Here is a 17,381-nt window from a genome sequence, read left to right on the forward strand (position 1 = left end):
CCGCGGATTTGGCTCCTGATCATCCTGGGCGGCGCTTGGCGGATGCAGGCTCGTTTTCGACAAGCAGGCCTCCGCGGAAACGCCCAACTCAACTTGGCGTCGCAAAGACCACGGAATGACATACTTTGGTTGTTCGCAACCTGAGCGTCACGGATGGATCTGTGGGTGGGTTCTGACATGATGCAGGCAGCGCCATGGAGTGTGGGCAACGCTGCGCGGGCGCCCGAGGAGGGACTGTGGCGAGGTCGGATCTGATCATCGACTTGGTCGAGGCGCAGCAGCGTGGCGACAACAGCAGATTTCGGATGCTTGTCGAAGCAATTATCGCTGAGGAACGCAGCAATCAGCACCATTTAGTCGCTGACCGGCTGTCGCAATTGATCACCACCGCTGGGGCACTCGGCCCGCTGGCGCGTGACGATTCCGCCCGCCATGTCGCTGACTTGGTGCAGGAAGTCGTTCCAAAGCGGCGGCTGTTTGACGTGCAGATGGATTCGCGCGTCGCCGCGGCCGTCGGCGCGGTCATTGAGGAACACCACCGCTGCGAATTGCTTCGCAGCCACGGCCTGGAGCCGCGTAACCGCATTCTGTTAGAAGGGCCGCCCGGTAACGGCAAAACATCGCTGGCCGAAGCGATAGCGGCGGAATTGATGGTGCCGTTCTACGTAGTGCGCTACGAGGGGGTCGTCTCCAGTTTCCTCGGCGAGACAACGAGCCGGCTTGATCACGTTTTCGAGTTCGCCCGCACCCGGCGATGCGTCCTGTTCTTCGATGAATTCGACACAATCGCGAAAGAGCGCGCCGACGCCCACGAGACCGGCGAAATCAAGCGGGTCGTGTCAACCCTGCTGTTGCAGATCGACCGGCTGCCGTCACATGTGGTAGCCGTATGCGCGACCAACCATGGGGAGCTCCTCGACCGGGCCGCCTGGCGACGGTTTCAGCTGCGTTTACCCCTGGAACCGCCGTCGCGCGCTCAAGCCACTGAGTTTTTGGAGCGCCTGCGCATCAAACTGGGCGGCAGCCTGGGCCAGACTCCACGGACGCTGGCCGATAAGTTGGCGGGAGCAAGCTATGCCGAAATCGAGGAGTTCGCTCAAGACGTTATGCGCCGCTTCGTCTTAGCTCTTCCCGATGGTCGTGTCGAAGATGTAGTACGCGACCAGCTAAAGCAGTGGCACGCGTTGAGGAATTTGTGACCTCAGCGCGACCTCCGCTGCCGTTCGGGCCGCCGACTGCTGGCCAAATTCCCACCGGCACGCCACGCTTCCCGGGCAGCACTGCCGGACCGGGGCCGACCCGCCAGCGCGAACGGCTGGAACCGCAATTTACCGCTCTGCAGGGCGCACTGCAGTCAGGCCGCGTCGATGTCACAGCAGAGACCGCGGAAGCCGACCCCGAGCTGGTCGTGGTATTCGATCTGGCCGGGACCGTTGCGGAGTTCGCCCGAGCCGCCGGAGAGGTGCCCGGCTTAGAGTTCCTCCTCGAGGTCGACGGCGAAGAGTTCGAACCCGACGACGACTTCTACCTTGTGCGGAGCAATAAGCGCAGCGCGGACCCGGTCACCGACAGCCTCTATGTGGTGATGTCTAACGCCGATGCTGTCGCGCAACTGCTGTCGTTGTTCGCTCAATGGCAACGTGATCCGCGTGGACCGCTGCCGCGAGGCCTGGCTCCGCTACGCCGCGTGTTTGCCCTCCTACGGGAGGTCCGTCGGTGGGGTCCCCAGGACCGGGTCCGTGAAACCGGGCTGTTGGAGGATTGGCGCGAAACCGTCGAAATAGTAGGCCAGTCAACCAGTTTCGCGCGTGTGGAGATTGAGCTGTGGTACCGCCGTGACTCGGCCCGTCGCGCCGTTGCGCAAGCCGAGGTGGCGGGCGTAGTCGCTGAGGCGGGCGGACAGGTCATCAGCCAGGTGACCATCGAGGGCATCGATTACCACGCAATGCTGGTCGACATTCCTTACCAGCAAGTCGAATCGGTCGTTCAACAAGGCCCCGATGCGATTGAACTGCTACGCACCGACACCATCATGTACGTCCTTCCGGCGCGCCCGATGTCGATCCTGGGAGTCGCTGCCACCGACGAACCGCTGGACCCCGCACGGTTTGCTACACCACCGAGCGGCAAGCCCCCGCGCGTGGCGCTGCTTGACGGTCTGCCGATGGCTGGCCACCTCGCCCTCAACGGGCGGCTCATCATCGATGACCCGGACCAGATCGCCGTCGACTACTCGAGTTCCCAGATGCATCACGGTACGGCGATGGCATCGCTCATCTGCCACGGCGACCTCAACGAGGACGCGGCGCCAAGCAGCCGCCGCCTCTACGTCCGCCCGATCATGCGGCCGCACCCGTTGTTTGACGAAAGCGAGATCGTCATCCCCGATCGGCTGATGGTCGATCTCATCCATCGCGCATTTCGGCGCATGTTCGAGGCTGATGGCTCGGCTTCACCGCAAGTTCCCAGCGTCCGGGTAGTCAACCTGTCCGTCGGCGATCCCGCACAAATGTTCATCCGCCGCATCAGCCCGGTCGCCAAACTGCTCGACTGGCTGGCGCATCGCTACAACTTGGTCATCCTGGTCAGCGCGGGCAACCACGATATCGACGTCACAGTCCCGGCCGCGACACTTAGCGACACCGAAGCGTTACGCCAATCCGTCGCAACTGCGATGCACGAGCGGGCCCGTCTACGACGCATCCTCTCGCCGGCCGAAGCAATCAACGTGGTGACGGTCGGCGCCCTACATTTCGACGCAGCGACCACACCGGTCAGCGACACCGTCCTCGACACCGTTCGCGCCGGGATGCCGGCGCTGTACACCCCGGTGGGCTTTGGCCACCACAACTCCGCGAAACCCGAGGTAATGCTGCCCGGCGGACGCAGCTTGCATCAGCGGCCGCCATCCGTCGAAGGCGATACCGCACTGTATGCAGCCGAAACGACCGTCACCGGTCCTGGGCTTCGCGTCGCCGCCCCTGGCACCGGCGGGGCGATCACCTCCTCGGCCTACACCCATGGCACTAGTAACGCCACAGCGCTGGCCACGAGAACCGTCGACGGCATCTTTGACGTACTCGAAGGACTATCCCTCCAACCGAGTGAACCCCCATTTCCTGCAGCGGAATACCATCCTGTGCTGGCCAAAAGTCTGCTGGTACACGCCGCATCGTGGGGGTCGCTGCGGAGCGACGTCGAAGAAGCCATCACCGACACCAGCCTTAACCGGCGCGCCGTCTCACGGCTGCTGGGATACGGCGCCATCGACGACGAGCGCGTTGCTACTGCGACCTCGAACCGGGTGCTTCTGCTCGGCGCCGGGTCGATCTCGGCCAACCAGCGCCTGACGTTCGCCCTGCCCCTTCCCGGAAGTCTGGCCGCGACAACAGAGTGGCGGCGGCTGACCGTCACCCTGGGATGGATCTCCGAGGTCAACCCCCGCACCCGTAAGCACCGGATGGCCCGTTTGTCTTTCGACCCGCCCGGCGGCCCACTGGCAGTGGAGGGCACTCAGGCCGAATATTGGGTCGCTAGAGCCGGAACCGTGCAGCATGAGGTATTCGAGGGCCGGCGCGCGGTCGCCTTCGCTGTCGGGGACGCCCTGCAGATTGGCGTGGACTGCCGCGTGGACGCCGGCCGATTGTCGTCGCCGGTCCGCTTCGGTCTCGCCGCGACCCTTGAGATCGGCGCCGCGGTCCAATCGGACATTCATACGGAGGTTCGCCAGCAATTGCAGATCCGTCTGCAGAATCGCGCTCGCCAGGCCGCGACCCCGCGCGGGTAAGCCACTTCGAAGGCGCCCATGCATCGGTCTGAGCGGTCACGGTGTCGGCACTGCCGCGGTAAGTCACTTGTCCCGCTTGCTGCGCACGGTTCCAGACTTCTCAGAACCGCAGAGGCGGCGGATTACCCTGCTAGAAGTGACCGCTGCTGATGATCGTGAATCGCTTGAAGAGACCCTTGCAGCGTTGCAAACCCCGGGCCTACTCGAGGAACTGCGCCAGGCCGACGCCGACTACTTGGCCGGACGTACAGTCAGCGGCGAAGAGGTTCGCGCACGCTACGGCCTGAGATGAGCGCTGTGCCCACCCCAGCTCATCGACGATGATTTGTGAAGACTCGCCTATGAGGTCCCGCCGCGTAACTCAGGTGATCGGAATGAGGGGTGACGCGGTGACCGATCTGCAGAGGGCCAAGCGCCGGGTTAAGACTGTGCGCGCCGCCCGTCAAAGCAGCGAGCTCGAAGGTTCACACAGCACCGCGGCCACTCGAGCTGACCAGGTTCGCTACGCCCGTGGGTCGATCACCACTGCCGAGCTGGGCGATCGCGTTCGACGTCGTTACAACGTGAAATAGCCAGGTTTGGGGTGCCGCACCCCTGGGGAGGCCGGCGATCTAGCTCTGGACCGCTTGATCCGCACACAGTCCGCAGCGGCACCACTGGCTGCCCACTCCAACTAACGTGGACAACATATTTGAGCTGCGCCATCGCATTCCGGCCAACACACCTCACTCCAGCAAACGCTCAGGTGGCTTGTTTCGGGACGAAGAGGTCGTGGGTTCGAATCCCGCCACCCCGACTCACATTTGGGCAGCACGGCGGCGGTGCGCCTTGCTGCATATTCTCAGCTTTTGAATCAAGGGAAAACCCTGTATCGCCGCCACGACAGGCTCATTATTTTTTAGGCAGCAGCACGCGGTTCACTGGGGATGGGGAGCAGTTCATGGGGGTTGCACGGGGATTGGCGGCAGGCGGCACATTCGCAGCCGTTGCCGCCGGATTGGCTTTTCACGCGGCGGGTGAACCGCCGATCGGGCGCTACACCGCGATGGCGATCGACGACGCGACGGGACTCGAGGTACCCGGCATGACGTCGACCCTGACGTTCGTGGCATGCGGCCCCGGCTGCGCGCATGTACTTTCGCCAACCGGCGCTTTCGACCTGCACCTCCGCGACGGCGCGTGGACCGGTACAGCGAAATCGCTCAGCGGCCAATCGTGCACGGACACAGTGGACGCCAGACTCTTCATGACCCAGTCGTGCGCGGGAAAGACCTCCCACGCGCAACTGAAGAAGAGCGGCTGAGGCTGCGCTAAGGGACGACCAGGCTGTTGGTTGAGAGCGGCGTACCAAAGTACGTCGCCTGCGGATCAACCACGATCTTCTTGCCGTCACTGCGTCTGGCCAGCACATTGCGCGCCATCTGCTCGAAGGTGATCTTCTCGGGTCCGCCGATGTTCTCGATGCCGTCGATCGGCGGGGCCGCTGCCACTCGGGCAACCTCGATCGCCAGGTCTGCGGTAGCGATCGGCTGTATCAGCGCGTCCGGCACGCGCACTTGGTCGCCTACCGTCAGCGACTCCGTGATGCCATCGGTGAATTCCACGAATTGGGTCGCCCGCACTATCGAATAGGGAACGTCCGCCCCCTCGATGAGCTTCTCCTGGGCGGCCTTGGCCCGCATATAACCGCTCTCCGGCAGCTGGTCGCAGCCCACGATCGATACTGCGAGGTAGTGGCCCACACCCGTATCTCGCGCCGCGGCAAGCAAATTCGTCGTCGACGTTGTGAAGAACTCCAGCACCGGATCGTCATCGAAGGAGGGCGCGTTGGCGACGTCCACGACAACGGCGGCGTCGGTGAGTGCTGCGGTGAGCCCCTCCCCGGTCAGGGCATTCACGCCGGTCCGCGGCGAGGCCGCGACGGCGTCATGGCCGCGATCATTTAATGCTTTGACCACTTTAGATCCGAGAGCTCCGGTGCCGCCGACCACCACGATCTTCACTGCGGTATCAGCTCACATAGTTGCTATCCAGGTCAAGGTTGGTCACCTCAGATGCCGGGGTACCACACATCCGGCGGTAGCAGGCTGGACAGGTTCTCGACCGCGGCGAGCGCCGCCGACGTGTCAGCCAACCCGCTCCATAACAGCGTGGCGTCGGTCGAGCCGGGCGCCTCGAACCAAAATGCGGAGCCGACGCCCGGGTCGTCCACCGAGTAGTAGGTGCCGAGAGTCGTGGAGAGCAAATTGTCGACTTGGCCGTTGCCGAACACCACGTTGATGTCGTGCAACGCGGCAGTGACGTCAGCCGGCGGCTCTTGCTCGGTGGCGGCGTTGAAACTCGGGAAGAACGCGGAATCGGTCACCGTCGCGCCGGCCAGACCGCCGGGGTCGGTACCCCCGCTGGTGGCCGTACCGAACGTGTAGACCGACTCGTCGCTCCACGGAGTCGCGTAGTCGGACTCGAACACGTTGTAACTGCCGACAGTGGTTCCGCCTATCAACACATTGGTCGGCTGGTATTGCTGCCACTCGGTGAAGAGCGGCTGGAACCCCACATATCCGTCCGGACCGAGCGGCGTGTAGGGCACGTGGTGTCCACCCGAGACCAAGGAAAGGCCCTGGTCGCTGAATCCGTCATCGGCGTGCGCGAGTGTGGCGGGCGCGACAGCGGCGGCAAGGCCGCTGACGGCCACGCCGAGTACCAAAAAAAGACGACGTTGATCCATGCCTCAATCCCCCCTGTGGGATGTTGCACTCGTATGCAACAGATCCGAATCTGCAGAGGGTATCGCCCGGCCGATCTTGAAGCATCCGGAATGAGAAATATTTGCCAGGCCACGAACTTTTCTTTACCGAAGCCTCAGTTTTCGTGCGAATGTCGCCGTTCCGGAGTTGGCTGGCGTAGCGACGCGAAGGTAGCTGGTAAAGGCTGTGCGACGCCGTCGGCAAGCGGTGCGCTCGGGTGGTCAATTCGCCCAAAACCCCTTGGGCGCCTGTCAGGACAAAGCATGATCGCCGGGTGAGAGTCATCGTCACCGGCGGCAACAGCGGCATCGGCGCGGCCACCGCGACCGCACTCGCCGCCGACGGGCACAGCGTCGTGATCGCGTGCCGCACGATTCCGAAGGCAGAGCGGGTCGCGGCATCAATCAACGGCGACGTCACGGTCGCCCAGCTGGATTTGGCCGACCTCGCGAGTGTGCGTAAGTTCGCCGATTCTGTCGACGGCGTCGACGTGCTGATCAACAACGCCGGAGTCCTGGGCCTGCCGCTGACCCGCACCGCGGACGGATTCGAGGCCCACATGGGAACCAACTACCTCGGCCACTTCGCGTTGACCTGTCTGCTCGGTGACCGGATCTCCGATCGGGTTATTTCGGTGGTCAGCTCGGCCTACGCCGTGTCCCGGTTGCACCTCGAGGATCTGAACTGGCACAGCCGCGAATACTCGACCTGGCTGGCCTACGGCGAATCCAAGTTGGCCGTGATGTTGTTCAACCACGAACTGACCGGCCGCGGCGTGCGCAACTACATGACCGACCCCGGCGCGACGAACACCGACATCAGCCGCGACGCCAGCGGCATCGTGCCGTGGATACGCGACCACACGTTCCGCGGGTTTCCCGCCCACAGCGCTCAGGTCGGCGCACGCTCGACCATTCAGGCCGTCACCACCGACCTGCCGAGCGGGACATATCTGGCGCCACGCTTCGGCCAGTGGGGCCGGCCGAAGGTCACCAAGCCCCGTAGTAAGGCGCGGGACGCCGCGATGGCTCGCCGACTCTGGGATCTGTCCGTCGAGCTAACCGGCTGCGACTGGCCCGTTTGACCGAGACGGCGCCGGGGGTAAACATGCCCGTGACTCAACTCCAGGAGATCGTCGAGCCCCAGTTGCCCGTGGCGCATGGACCGATATCCATGGCGGTCCGCCAGTGCCTCACGCAGCCGGCGCCTCGCGATCAACTGACCCGCGTCGGAGCATCGGTCCGCGACTCCGACCCCTACGGCCTGGATCTGCATCTGGCGTTGTACATGTGCTACGAACTGCACTACCGCGGCTTCGCCGGCGTCGACCCAACCTGGGAGTGGAATCCCGGATTATTGCATCTGCGAGCGCAATTGGAGCGCACGTTCCTGGCCGGAGTGCGACGTGATGTCGGTCCCATCGAGCCGGGCAGAACCGCCGCTGATGAAATGGCCGACCTCGCCATCGAACCCTCCGACGGGACGGGGCCGTCGTATTGGTTGCGCGACAACGGAACCTGGCAGCAGATGCGCGAGTACTTCGTGCACAGGTCGCTGTATCACCTCAAGGAAGGTGACCCGCACGCTTTCGCGATACCCCGCCTCACCGGACAAGCCAAGGCATCGTTCGTCGCGGTCGAATACGACGAGTACGGCGCCGGGCATGGCGCCAGGGTGCACCAACAGCTGTTTGCCGACTTGCTGGCGGCGGCCGAACTCGACCCGACCTATCTGGCCTATCTCGAGGTGGTACCCGCCGAGGCACTGGCGGTCGTAAACCTGATGTCGCTGTTCGGATTACACCGCCAATTCCGCGGCGCTGCGGTCGGACACTTCGCTTCGACGGAGATCACTTCGTCTCCGGGCTCGCGTCGTTTGGTCGATGCGCTGCGGCGGATGGGCGCGCCCGAACAGTGCGTGACGTTCTACGCCGAGCACGTCGAAGCGGACGCGGTACACGAGCAGGTCGTGCGCAACGATGTCGTCGCCGCGCTGGTGGCACGGGAGCCGCAGCTGAATCACGACGTGGTGTTCGGTATCCGTGCGCACGCCGCCGTCGAGGACCGGCTGGCCGACATGATCATGTCGTCATGGAAGGCCGACGAGACGTCGCTACGACGTCCCCTCGACTGAATTCTTTTGCGCGACAGGACGGCAACGCCGATGGCTGGTATCGCACATCGGATAGCTCTTACTTCGCCTGCAGGTACAGATCGCCACCATGAAGCGGTCGGACTCGACGACCTCGCCTCCGGGTGTCTCGATGCTGACGGGGCCCGACACCAGGACCGGGCCCCTCGGCACCACTTGCACACGAACCCTGTCGGTCATGGCTTGTCCGCGCGGATCACGACCAGCTCCTCGATTCGGCATCCGCGGGGGATCTGACCGGTGACTTCCAGCCACCCGGCCCGGGCGGAAAGCACCGGTCCGAACGGGATCTTTTGCCAGGCAATGACTTCGGCCTTCAAGCCGGTCGACCGGAGCGTCTTCAGCGACTGGTCGACACCGGCGAGCGCCGAATGCACCACCAGCAGTGAGCCGCCGACGTCGAGCAGTCCGGCCGCGGATTCGCACAACGGGTCGAGGACCATCCGGCCGTCGACACCCGCGTCCCAGGCCCGCGCCGGACCGGCGGTCAGCGGGATCACGTTGGTGTCACCGGCGGGCGGAGTGGGCACGTATGGCGGGTTCGACACGATGAGATCGAACGGCGCGAAATCCAGTGCACTGGACCACGATCCCTCGCGGACATCGATGTCGGCACCGGCGTAGCTTGCGTTGCCACGCGAGCAGCTGACGGCACGCGGGCAGATGTCGAACGCGACCACGCTGGATGCGCCGAACTCAGAGGCGGCGATAGCAACAATGCCGCTGCCCGTGCATACATCCAAAACTCGCCGGCCCGCGGCCAATCCGGTCTTGCGGAGGCTGTCGATCAGTAGCTGCGAATCTTGTTGCGGCGGGTAGACGCCGTTGATGTCAAGCGTGCTGAACGGAGCAGAGTAAGCAGTAGTCACGTCGGCCTTTCGCGAATAACAAACGCCGTGCTGCTTACGGCTCGATGTGACTGATGCCCAGAATTCACACGCCCGAAACCGGTTCGAATCACGAAGTGCTCAGCTACCCGTGGGAGCCTGTTCTAGCTGCTCGATCAGGCGCGAGCAAAACGCCGGCAGGTCGTCCGGAGAGCGGCTGGTGATCAGATTCCCGTCCACCACCACTTCTTCCTCGACCACGTTGCCGCCTGCGTTGCGCACATCGGTGCGGATGCTGGGATAGGACGTGAGGGTTCGACCCGAGACCACTCCCGCCTCAACCAGAGTCCACGGTCCGTGGCAGATGGCCGCGACCGGCTTGCCGGAGTTGACGAAGTCACGCACGAAGGCGACGGCGGCATCGTCGAGCCGCAGCTTGTCCGGATTGACCGTTCCACCCGGCAATACCAGCGCGTCGTAGTCGTCGACTGATGCGTCCGACACCTCTTGATCGACGCGAATGGTTCCGGCCGGCTCCAGATCATGGTTTCGCGCCTGAATGTCGCCGCTCTTGATCGACAGCAGGCGAACATCCGCGCCGCTTTCCACCAAGTGCGCACGCGGCGTTTCCAACTCGACCTTCTCGACGCCGTCGGCGGCCAGGACGGCTACTTTCTTGCCTTGCAACGAGTTTGACACTTTCGCTCCTTCTTCTACGTTATGACGACGCTGCGTGCCGGCCGTTGCTGCGCGTGGTATGCAACGCCGTGTACAGGTCGGCCGAGTTGTCAGTCGTCGGTGCTTTGCCGCGATGCCGACCGCAGCGACGCCAGCAGCGGCTCAGCGGCCTCTTTGAGGAACTGGTCTTGACTGCCGCCCCCGATTTGAACCAGGGCGATGTCGGTGAACCCCGATTCCCAGTAGGGCCGGACAGCGTCGACGATCGCGTCGAAATCCGGGCCGCAAGGAATGCTGTCGGCAACGTCCTCCGGTCGGACGAATTGAGTCGCCCCGTCAAAGCCGGCGGGAGTCGGCAAGTCCGCGTTGACTTTCCAGCCACCGCCGAACCACCGGAACTGGTCATGCGCACGCGCGACCGCGGTGTCTCGATCGGGGTCCCAGCAGATCGGGATCTGGCCGACGACTCGGCCGCCGCCGGCCAGGCCGTTGGCTTGGCGGCTGGAGTGCCACTCGTGCACCAGGTCGCCATCGGGTTCGGTCGCGATCAGGTGGTCGGCCAGCACACCGAACGTGTCGACCGCTTTCTTGCCTCCCATGGCCACGCCGATGCCGACCGGGGTCTCGGGCAGGTCCCACAGCCGCGCGGAGTCGACTTGGAAGTGATCACCCCGCCAGTCGACCAGGTCGCCGGTGAACAGCGCACGGATGACTTCGATCGCCTCGCGGAGCATCTCCTGACGCTGCGTGACTGCCGGCCAGCCCCTACCCACCACGTGTTCGTTGAGGTTCTCGCCGCTGCCCAGCCCTAGCGTGAATCGCCCGTCCGAGAGGATCTGAACGGTCGCAGCTTGCTGGGCCACGACTGCCGGGTGGTACCGCATGGTCGGGCAGGTGACGTAGGTGTAGAGGTCCACCCGTTCGGTGACCTGCGCCACCGCACCGAGAACCGCCCACGCATTCGGTGCGTGCCCCTGCGACACCAGCCAGGGCGAGAAGTGGTCGCTGCTGACCTCGAAGTCAAAACCTCGATGTTCAGCCGAAATCGCATCCCGCACAAGCTCTTTGGGGCCGCTTTGCTCTGTCATCAAGGTATAGCCGAACCGGGTCATGCGTTGCGGGTACCCGGGACGTGCCGAGGCAAACGACCCTCGTCGCCTCAACTCGAGCCGATGCGGTCTACAGCCGGTCCTTGACCGCCTTCGACAACCGCGCTCCGTCGGCTTTGCCGGCCGCCAGCGCCGTGGCGACTTTCATCACCTGACCCATCTGCTTCATACCCGGACGTTCGCCCAATTCCTCGGCCACCTGTGCAAGCGCTGTGTCGACGACGTCGGCCAACTCCGCATCGTTGAGCGGCGTGGGCAGGTATTCATCGATGACTCGCGCTTCGGCGTGCTCGTTCGCCGCAAGTTCACCTCGGCCGTTCTGGGTGTAGATCTCAGCCGCCTCACCGCGCTTGCGGGACTCTTTGGCCAGCACTTTGAGCACGTCGTCGTCGGAAAGTTCACGAGCTTCCTTGCCGGAAACCTCTTCGGTCTGAATCGCGGCCAGCAGCATCCGCAGCGTCGCGGTGCGCAGCTTGTCCTTCGCCTTCATCGCATCGGTGAGGTCTGCTCGCAGTCGGGACTTGAGTTCGGCCATGCCGGAGACGGTACGCGCCGGGCCGCGCCGCGTTGAGAAATAGTCGGGTGCTCGACAATATGGACCACATGCCCGGCGGTGACGATGCAGAGCGAAGCGATGCTGAGGAGCGCCGCGTCAGCAACCGCGGTGACGATGCAGCGTCCGACGACGATGCGTTCGGCGAAGCGGAACGAGGAGGAGTCGGACTGCCGCGACGAAGCGATGCTAAGGAGCGCCGCGTCAGCAACCGCGGTGACGATGCAGAGCCAAGCGATGCCAAGGAGCGCCGCGTACCGGTCGACAGCGGCATCACCCGGTGAACACCCCGCCACCCGGCTACCCGTACTACCAGTACGGACATCAGCCGCCTCCGGCCCCGCCTGTGACGGGCTATCCCCCGGTGGGACAGCCACCCGGCTATCCGCAGCCCTACCCGCCACCGGGCTATCCGCCGCCGACCCGTGGCTGGCAGACCGGTTACCCGCCGCAGTCCGGTTACTTCTATGGCAGCCCGCCGCCGCCTCGTCCTTCGTGGGCGCCCGGCATCATCCCATTACGGCCGCTGACCCTCAGCGACATCTTCAACGGTGCGGCCGTCTACATCCGGGCCAATCCCCGGGCGACGCTCGGGTGGTCGGCGATCGTCGTGGTGATCACGCAGCTGATCTCGCTGGCTGCCTCGGTAGGCCCACTTGCCGCGGCGAGCCGGCTGCGGACGGCGCCGGCTGACGAGCTCACCGGTGGCGACGTCGGGGCCTGGGTGGCCTCGGCCGGGCTCAGCGGCTTGGTCGGCTGGCTAGGCGGCCTTCTGCTGACCGGGATGCTCACCGTCGTCGTCGGACGGGCAGTGTTCGGCGGCACGATAGGAGCGGGCGAGGCCTGGGCCCGGATTCGCGGGCGACTGGCCGCGCTGCTTGGACTGATGGCGCTCGAAGCCGTCGGAATGATCCTGCTCGCCGGCGGTGTGGGGACGATCATCGGTGCGACCGTGGCCGCCGGCAACGTCCCCGCCGCGGTCCTGCTTGGCTTTCCGCTGGTGCTGACGTCGATTGCGGTGGTGGTGTATCTCTACGTGGCGCTGTCGTTCGCGCCAGTGCTGATTGTGCTCGAGCGCCTTCCGGTGTTCGACGCGATCACGCGTTCCTTTGCGTTGGTGCACAACAGTTTCTGGCGGATATTCGGCATTCGCCTGCTCACCTGGTTGGTGGTGAGCCTGATCGCGGGTGCGGTCGCGGTGCCGTTCGAGTTCCTCGGTCACCTGGTCGCCGGATCGTCTGTGCTGGGCGCGGCGACAGTGGGAGCCGTCGGGGCGGTAATCGGCCGGATCATCACCACACCATTCGACGCCGGTGTGGTCGTCCTGCTCTATACCGATCGCCGAATTCGCAGCGAGGCATTCGATCTCGTGCTGCAGACCGGCGCGCCCGCACATCCCGCGTCGACCGACTACCTATGGCTGACGCGGCCGGTGTAGGGACGGCTGAAGGATGCCCGCCATCGACATCGACCGCGAGACCGCACACGACGCCGCGCAGCGCGAACTCAGCAAGCCGATCTACCCGAAGGGTTCGGTCGCACAACGCATCCACGAGTGGATCCACGAATTGCTGTACCGGATCATCGAGAAGGGATCGTCGATTCCGGGCGGCTGGCTCACCATCGTGGTCCTGGCGATTCTGATCGTCGCCGCGGTGGTGGCGGCCGTTCGCATCGCACGTCGTACCATTCGAACCCGCCGAGACGGCGATCACCAGTTGTTCGACGACGGCCAGCTCACCTCCGCACAGCATCGCGCGATCTCGGAAGGCTATGCGGCTCAGCTAAACTGGGCCGCGGCGATTCGGCACCGACTGCGCGCGGTGGCTCGCGGGCTCGAGGAGAGCGGCACGCTGGAGCCGGTGCCAGGACGGACAGCCAACGAGTTGGCCGCCGACACCGCCGACCGGCTACCCGAGCTGGCCGGTGAGCTATCCCGCGCGGCAGCCGCATTCAACGACGTCACATACGGTGAACTGCCCGGCACCCAGGCCGCCTACCGCGTGATCGTCGACCTCGATGACCACCTTCAAAACCGCCCCGGCGCAAGGGGACTCGACTCCACTCAGCAGGTAGTCCGCGACACGTGGATGCCGGTACGGTGACCGCGACGCACGCACCACGACCGGTGCGCCGACGGCGCTGGTGGCTGCTGGCCGCCCTTGTGGTCATCTGCGCGGTCGCCGCGCTGAGTACCTATCTGACCGCACCGCGCCCGGGCGGGCAGATGGACCCTGAATCGACTGGCCCGGCGGGCGCACACGCGCTCGTCACACTGCTGCGCGATCGCGGTGTCACGGTCGTCGTGGCGCACAGCGTCGACGAGGCGGTGAACGCCGCCGGCCAGGGATCGCTGTTGCTGTTCGGACAAACGCAGCGCGTCACCACCGAAGCGCTGCTCAACCGCCTGGCCGGCACTCCCGGCGACCTGCTGCTGCTCGAACCCACTTCCCGAGCGCGCGCCGCCCTGTCCCCGGGGATCCGCAACGCCAGTAGCGGCTCACCTACCGACAGGCCCAATTGTGAGCTGCGCGAGGCGAATCAGGCCGGATCGGTCGACTTCGGGCTGTCGAACGCTTTTCAGGCCGCCGGCGGCCGAACCGTGTCGAGTTGCTATGGCGGCGCGTTGGTCCGCTACCGCGACGGTGACCGCACCGTCACGGTGGTAGGCAGTACCGAGTTCATGACGAACGGGGCGTTGCTGCGGGCCGGAAACGCCGCGCTGGCGATGAACCTGGCGGGGACGCATTCCCGTCTCGTCTGGTTCACGCCGAATCACGTCGAAGGGGGATCGTCGGCCAAAGGCAAACTCGTCGACCTGATTCCGGACAGCGTGCTGTGGATGATCATGCAGTTGTGCGTTACCGTCGGCCTGGTCGCGCTGTGGAAGGGTCGCCGGATCGGGCCGCTGGTGGCCGAGACGCTCCCAGTGGTCGTCCGAGCATCGGAGACGGTCGAGGGCCGTGGCCGGTTGTACCGGTCAAGGCGGGCGCGTGATCGTGCCGCGGACGCACTGCGCAATGCGGCGCTGCAACGACTGCGGCCCAGGCTAGGGGTGGGCGCTGACGCGTCTCCGGCGGCGGTAGTTCAAGCGATCGCGGCACGCAACCGATCTGGCCCGGAGCCGCTGTGGCACATCCTGTTTGGCCCACCACCTGCCACGGACACCGATTTGGTACAGCTCGCCCGCGCACTCGATGACATCGAAAGGCAGGTCGCCCACTCATGACACAGCCCCATAGCCCGGCTCAGCCGCCGGCGGACCAAGCGGTGCGACAGGCGTTGCTCGCGCTGCGCGGCGAGATCGGCAAGGCCGTCGTGGGGCAGGACGCGGTGATCACCGGGTTGGTGATCGCGCTGTTGTGCCGCGGGCACGTGCTGCTCGAAGGTGTTCCGGGCGTGGCGAAGACGCTGCTGGTCCGATCACTGGCCGCCGCACTACGACTGGAGTTCAAGCGGGTCCAGTTCACTCCTGACTTGATGCCCGGCGACATCACCGGCTCGCTGGTCTACGACAACCACACGGCCGCGTTCACGTTCCGCAGCGGACCGGTGTTCACCAACCTGCTGCTCGCCGACGAGATCAACCGAACCCCGCCCAAGACGCAGGCAGCGCTGCTGGAAGCGATGGAAGAACGCCAGGTGAGCATTGACGGTGAAGCACGTCCACTGCCTGAGCCGTTCATCGTTGCCGCGACGCAGAACCCGATCGAATACGAAGGAACTTATCAACTGCCCGAGGCGCAGCTCGACCGATTCCTGCTGAAGCTGGAGGTGCCGCTGCCGCCTCGCGACGCCGAGATCGCGATCCTCGGTCGCCACGCACACGGCTTCGACCCGCGCGACCTGTCCACGATCCGGCCGGTGGCCGGGCCAGCGGAACTGACCGCCGGACGTGACGCGGTGCGCCGGGTGCTGGTGGCCGACGAGGTGCTCGCATACATCGTCGACATCGTCGGGGCGACCAGGCATTCGCCCGCCCTGCAGCTCGGTGTATCACCACGTGGTGCAACCGCGTTGCTGGCGACGGCCAGGTCGTGGGCGTGGCTGTCGGGACGCAACTATGTGACGCCCGACGACGTCAAGGCGATGGCCCGCCCCACGCTGCGGCACCGGGTGATGCTTCGGCCCGAAGCGGAACTTGAGGGCGCGACGACCGACGGCGTGCTCGACGGCATCCTGGCGTCGGTTCCGGTGCCGCGCTAGTGATTCTGACCGGGCGCACCGGACTGATCGCGCTGTTGTGCGCGGTTCCGATCGCGGTGTCACCCTGGCCGGCAGCGACATTCGTCACACTGCTTGCGGTGCTGGCGATCGCGGTAGCGGCTGATGTCCTGTTGGCCGCCAATCCCTCTGCGCTGCAGTACAGTCGGCTGCCCAACGGCCCAGTGCGTCTGGGCGAATCGGTGAGGCTCGGCCTGCTGATCCACAACACCGGTCGCCGCCGCTTACGTGGCCGCGTTCGCGACGCCTGGCCGCCTAGCGCGCGTGCCGAGCCGGCGAGTCATGCCGTCGACCTCAGCGGCGGCCACACCGGCCGGGTGGACTCCCACCTGCGGCCGATCCGCCGGGGTGACCAGCACTCTGCCGCCGTCACCGCGCGGTCGATCGGTCCACTGGGACTGGCCGGGCGACAGAAGTCACGTCCGGTATTCGGCGAGCTGCGGGTGTTGCCGCCGTTCCTGTCGCGCAAGCACCTGCCGTCGCGGCTGGCCAGGCTGCGCGAACTCGACGGGCTGCTGCCGACGTTGACCCGAGGTCAGGGCACCGAATTTGATTCGCTACGGGAATATGTCGTCGGCGACGACGTCCGCTCCATCGACTGGCGGGCGACCGCCCGCCGCTCCGACGTCGTGGTCCGCACCTGGCGGCCGGAGCGCGACCGTCGGGTGATGATCGTGCTCGACACCGGGCGTACCGCGGCGGGGCGGGTCGGGGTCGATCCGACGGCGAGCGACCCCAGCGGGTGGCCCCGGCTCGATTGGTCGATGGACGCCGCGCTACTGCTCGCGGCGCTCGCATCGCGGGCCGGCGACACCGTCGACTTCCTTGCCCACGACCGGGTCACCAGGGCCGGGGTCTTCGGGGCCGCCCGGACTGAGCTGTTGGGCCGCCTGGTCGAGGCGATGGCTCCGCTGAGCCCCGCGCTGGTCGAATCTGATTCGACAGCAATGGTTTCCGCGGTGATTAGGCGTGCTCGACGCCGGGCACTGGTGGTGTTGCTGACCGACCTCAACGCCAGTGCGCTCGACGAGGGACTGCTGCCGGTGCTACCGCTGCTGTCGACCAGACATCAGGTGATCGTTGCCGCGGTCGCCGACCCGCGGGTCGAGCAGTTGGCCGGTGGTCGCTCCGACGCCGCCGAGGTGTACGACGCCGCGGCCGCCGAGCGTTCCCGCGGTGACCGTTCGGCGATCGCTATGCGATTGCGCCGCAACGGCGTCGAGGTCGTCGACGCGGCGCCGGCCGATCTCGCGCCCGCGCTGGCCGACCGCTATCTGGCCATGAAGGCCGGCGGCCGACTGTAAC

At 65.6% G+C, this 17,381-nt stretch carries 20 protein-coding genes; 13 read left to right on the forward strand and 7 right to left on the reverse strand.

Features of this window, described 5'->3' with window-relative positions:
* Positions 1-236: 236 nt before the first annotated feature.
* The 5 genes from MKK62_RS06980 (at position 237) to MKK62_RS07000 (ending at position 5,090) form a co-directional block, all read left to right on the forward strand.
* Positions 237-1,199, forward strand: a complete 963-nt coding sequence (locus tag MKK62_RS06980) for an AAA family ATPase (RefSeq protein WP_240261754.1) — start codon at positions 237-239, stop codon at positions 1,197-1,199.
* Positions 1,196-3,787, forward strand: coding sequence for a S8 family peptidase (locus MKK62_RS06985; protein ID WP_240261753.1), 2,592 nt, complete (start codon positions 1,196-1,198; stop codon positions 3,785-3,787). Before MKK62_RS06980 ends, MKK62_RS06985 begins: the two co-directional genes overlap by 4 nt.
* Before the next feature lie 136 nt (positions 3,788-3,923).
* Positions 3,924-4,079, forward strand: a complete 156-nt coding sequence (locus tag MKK62_RS06990) for a hypothetical protein (RefSeq protein WP_240261752.1) — start codon at positions 3,924-3,926, stop codon at positions 4,077-4,079.
* A gap of 82 nt (positions 4,080-4,161) precedes the next feature.
* A complete protein-coding gene (locus tag MKK62_RS06995; RefSeq protein WP_240261751.1) occupies positions 4,162-4,359 on the forward strand; it encodes an antitoxin VbhA family protein in 198 nt (65 codons plus the stop codon).
* A gap of 368 nt (positions 4,360-4,727) precedes the next feature.
* A complete protein-coding gene (locus MKK62_RS07000) occupies positions 4,728-5,090 on the forward strand; it encodes a hypothetical protein (protein ID WP_240261750.1) in 363 nt (120 codons plus the stop codon).
* Positions 5,091-5,097: 7 nt separating this feature from the next.
* Here the strand turns inward: MKK62_RS07000 and MKK62_RS07005 are convergent, their stop codons facing one another.
* Both MKK62_RS07005 and MKK62_RS07010 read right to left on the reverse strand, forming a co-directional pair.
* Positions 5,098-5,790: an SDR family oxidoreductase gene (locus tag MKK62_RS07005; protein ID WP_240261749.1), complete on the reverse strand. Its 693-nt coding sequence runs from the start codon at positions 5,788-5,790 to the stop codon at positions 5,098-5,100.
* A 47-nt stretch (positions 5,791-5,837) separates the two neighbouring features.
* Entirely contained in the window at positions 5,838-6,515 is a 678-nt protein-coding gene (locus tag MKK62_RS07010; RefSeq protein WP_240261748.1) for a hypothetical protein, read from the reverse strand.
* Between the two features lie 293 nt (positions 6,516-6,808).
* On the opposite strand from MKK62_RS07010, the gene MKK62_RS07015 reads away from it, so the two are divergent.
* Complete coding sequence (locus MKK62_RS07015; RefSeq protein ID WP_240261747.1) at positions 6,809-7,618, forward strand: SDR family NAD(P)-dependent oxidoreductase; 810 nt, start codon at positions 6,809-6,811, stop codon at positions 7,616-7,618.
* Positions 7,619-7,641: 23 nt separating this feature from the next.
* Positions 7,642-8,667, forward strand: coding sequence for an iron-containing redox enzyme family protein (locus MKK62_RS07020; protein WP_240261746.1), 1,026 nt, complete (start codon positions 7,642-7,644; stop codon positions 8,665-8,667).
* Here MKK62_RS07020 and MKK62_RS07025 read toward each other — a convergent pair.
* The 5 genes from MKK62_RS07025 to MKK62_RS07045 form a co-directional block, all read right to left on the reverse strand.
* Positions 8,647-8,865: a CDGSH iron-sulfur domain-containing protein gene (locus MKK62_RS07025; RefSeq protein WP_240261745.1), complete on the reverse strand. Its 219-nt coding sequence runs from the start codon at positions 8,863-8,865 to the stop codon at positions 8,647-8,649. The two genes, MKK62_RS07020 and MKK62_RS07025, sit on opposite strands and share 21 nt — an antisense overlap.
* Positions 8,862-9,554, reverse strand: a complete 693-nt coding sequence (locus MKK62_RS07030; protein WP_240261744.1) for a HemK2/MTQ2 family protein methyltransferase — start codon at positions 9,552-9,554, stop codon at positions 8,862-8,864. Before MKK62_RS07030 ends, MKK62_RS07025 begins: the two co-directional genes overlap by 4 nt.
* 99 nt (positions 9,555-9,653) lie before the next feature.
* Positions 9,654-10,211, reverse strand: coding sequence for a type 1 glutamine amidotransferase domain-containing protein (locus MKK62_RS07035; RefSeq protein WP_240261743.1), 558 nt, complete (start codon positions 10,209-10,211; stop codon positions 9,654-9,656).
* Between the two features lie 89 nt (positions 10,212-10,300).
* Positions 10,301-11,302, reverse strand: coding sequence for an LLM class F420-dependent oxidoreductase (locus MKK62_RS07040; protein WP_240261742.1), 1,002 nt, complete (start codon positions 11,300-11,302; stop codon positions 10,301-10,303).
* 67 nt (positions 11,303-11,369) lie between these two features.
* Positions 11,370-11,834, reverse strand: coding sequence for a GatB/YqeY domain-containing protein (locus tag MKK62_RS07045; RefSeq protein ID WP_240261741.1), 465 nt, complete (start codon positions 11,832-11,834; stop codon positions 11,370-11,372).
* Positions 11,835-11,881: 47 nt separating this feature from the next.
* On the opposite strand from MKK62_RS07045, the gene MKK62_RS07050 reads away from it, so the two are divergent.
* From MKK62_RS07050 to MKK62_RS07075, 6 genes are read left to right on the forward strand one after another with little or no spacing between them, the layout of a single operon-like run.
* Entirely contained in the window at positions 11,882-12,136 is a 255-nt protein-coding gene (locus MKK62_RS07050; RefSeq protein ID WP_240261740.1) for a hypothetical protein, read from the forward strand.
* Positions 12,133-13,290, forward strand: a complete 1,158-nt coding sequence (locus MKK62_RS07055) for a hypothetical protein (RefSeq protein ID WP_240261739.1) — start codon at positions 12,133-12,135, stop codon at positions 13,288-13,290. The genes MKK62_RS07050 and MKK62_RS07055 overlap by 4 nt, the downstream gene beginning before the upstream one ends.
* Positions 13,291-13,303: 13 nt before the next feature.
* A complete protein-coding gene (locus MKK62_RS07060; protein WP_240261738.1) occupies positions 13,304-13,957 on the forward strand; it encodes a DUF4129 domain-containing protein in 654 nt (217 codons plus the stop codon).
* The gene (locus MKK62_RS07065; RefSeq protein WP_434085033.1) at positions 13,939-15,081 is read left to right on the forward strand and encodes a DUF4350 domain-containing protein; all 1,143 of its coding nucleotides are present in this window, start codon (positions 13,939-13,941) and stop codon (positions 15,079-15,081) included. Before MKK62_RS07060 ends, MKK62_RS07065 begins: the two co-directional genes overlap by 19 nt.
* Positions 15,078-16,058, forward strand: coding sequence for an AAA family ATPase (locus MKK62_RS07070; RefSeq protein WP_240261736.1), 981 nt, complete (start codon positions 15,078-15,080; stop codon positions 16,056-16,058). Before MKK62_RS07065 ends, MKK62_RS07070 begins: the two co-directional genes overlap by 4 nt.
* Positions 16,058-17,380 carry a DUF58 domain-containing protein gene (locus MKK62_RS07075; RefSeq protein WP_240261735.1) on the forward strand — a complete coding sequence of 441 codons (1,323 nt, stop codon included), beginning with the start codon at positions 16,058-16,060 and terminating at the stop codon, positions 17,378-17,380. Before MKK62_RS07070 ends, MKK62_RS07075 begins: the two co-directional genes overlap by 1 nt.
* The last annotated feature ends 1 nt before the right edge of the window (position 17,381 follow it).

The sequence above is a fragment of the Mycobacterium paraterrae genome (genome assembly GCF_022430545.2).
Taxonomy (GTDB): domain Bacteria; phylum Actinomycetota; class Actinomycetes; order Mycobacteriales; family Mycobacteriaceae; genus Mycobacterium; species Mycobacterium paraterrae.

Coding starts and splice junctions, on each gene's coding strand:
- MKK62_RS06995 (WP_240261751.1), top strand. CDS start 4,162: ATGAGGGGTGACGCGGTGACCGATCTGCAGAGGGCCAAGCGCCGGGTT.
- MKK62_RS07000 (WP_240261750.1), top strand. CDS start 4,728: ATGGGGGTTGCACGGGGATTGGCGGCAGGCGGCACATTCGCAGCCGTT.
- MKK62_RS07010 (WP_240261748.1), bottom strand. CDS start 6,515: ATGGATCAACGTCGTCTTTTTTTGGTACTCGGCGTGGCCGTCAGCGGC.
- MKK62_RS07020 (WP_240261746.1), top strand. CDS start 7,642: ATGCCCGTGACTCAACTCCAGGAGATCGTCGAGCCCCAGTTGCCCGTG.
- MKK62_RS07025 (WP_240261745.1), bottom strand. CDS start 8,865: ATGACCGACAGGGTTCGTGTGCAAGTGGTGCCGAGGGGCCCGGTCCTG.
- MKK62_RS07040 (WP_240261742.1), bottom strand. CDS start 11,302: ATGACCCGGTTCGGCTATACCTTGATGACAGAGCAAAGCGGCCCCAAA.
- MKK62_RS07045 (WP_240261741.1), bottom strand. CDS start 11,834: ATGGCCGAACTCAAGTCCCGACTGCGAGCAGACCTCACCGATGCGATG.
- MKK62_RS07060 (WP_240261738.1), top strand. CDS start 13,304: ATGCCCGCCATCGACATCGACCGCGAGACCGCACACGACGCCGCGCAG.
- MKK62_RS07070 (WP_240261736.1), top strand. CDS start 15,078: ATGACACAGCCCCATAGCCCGGCTCAGCCGCCGGCGGACCAAGCGGTG.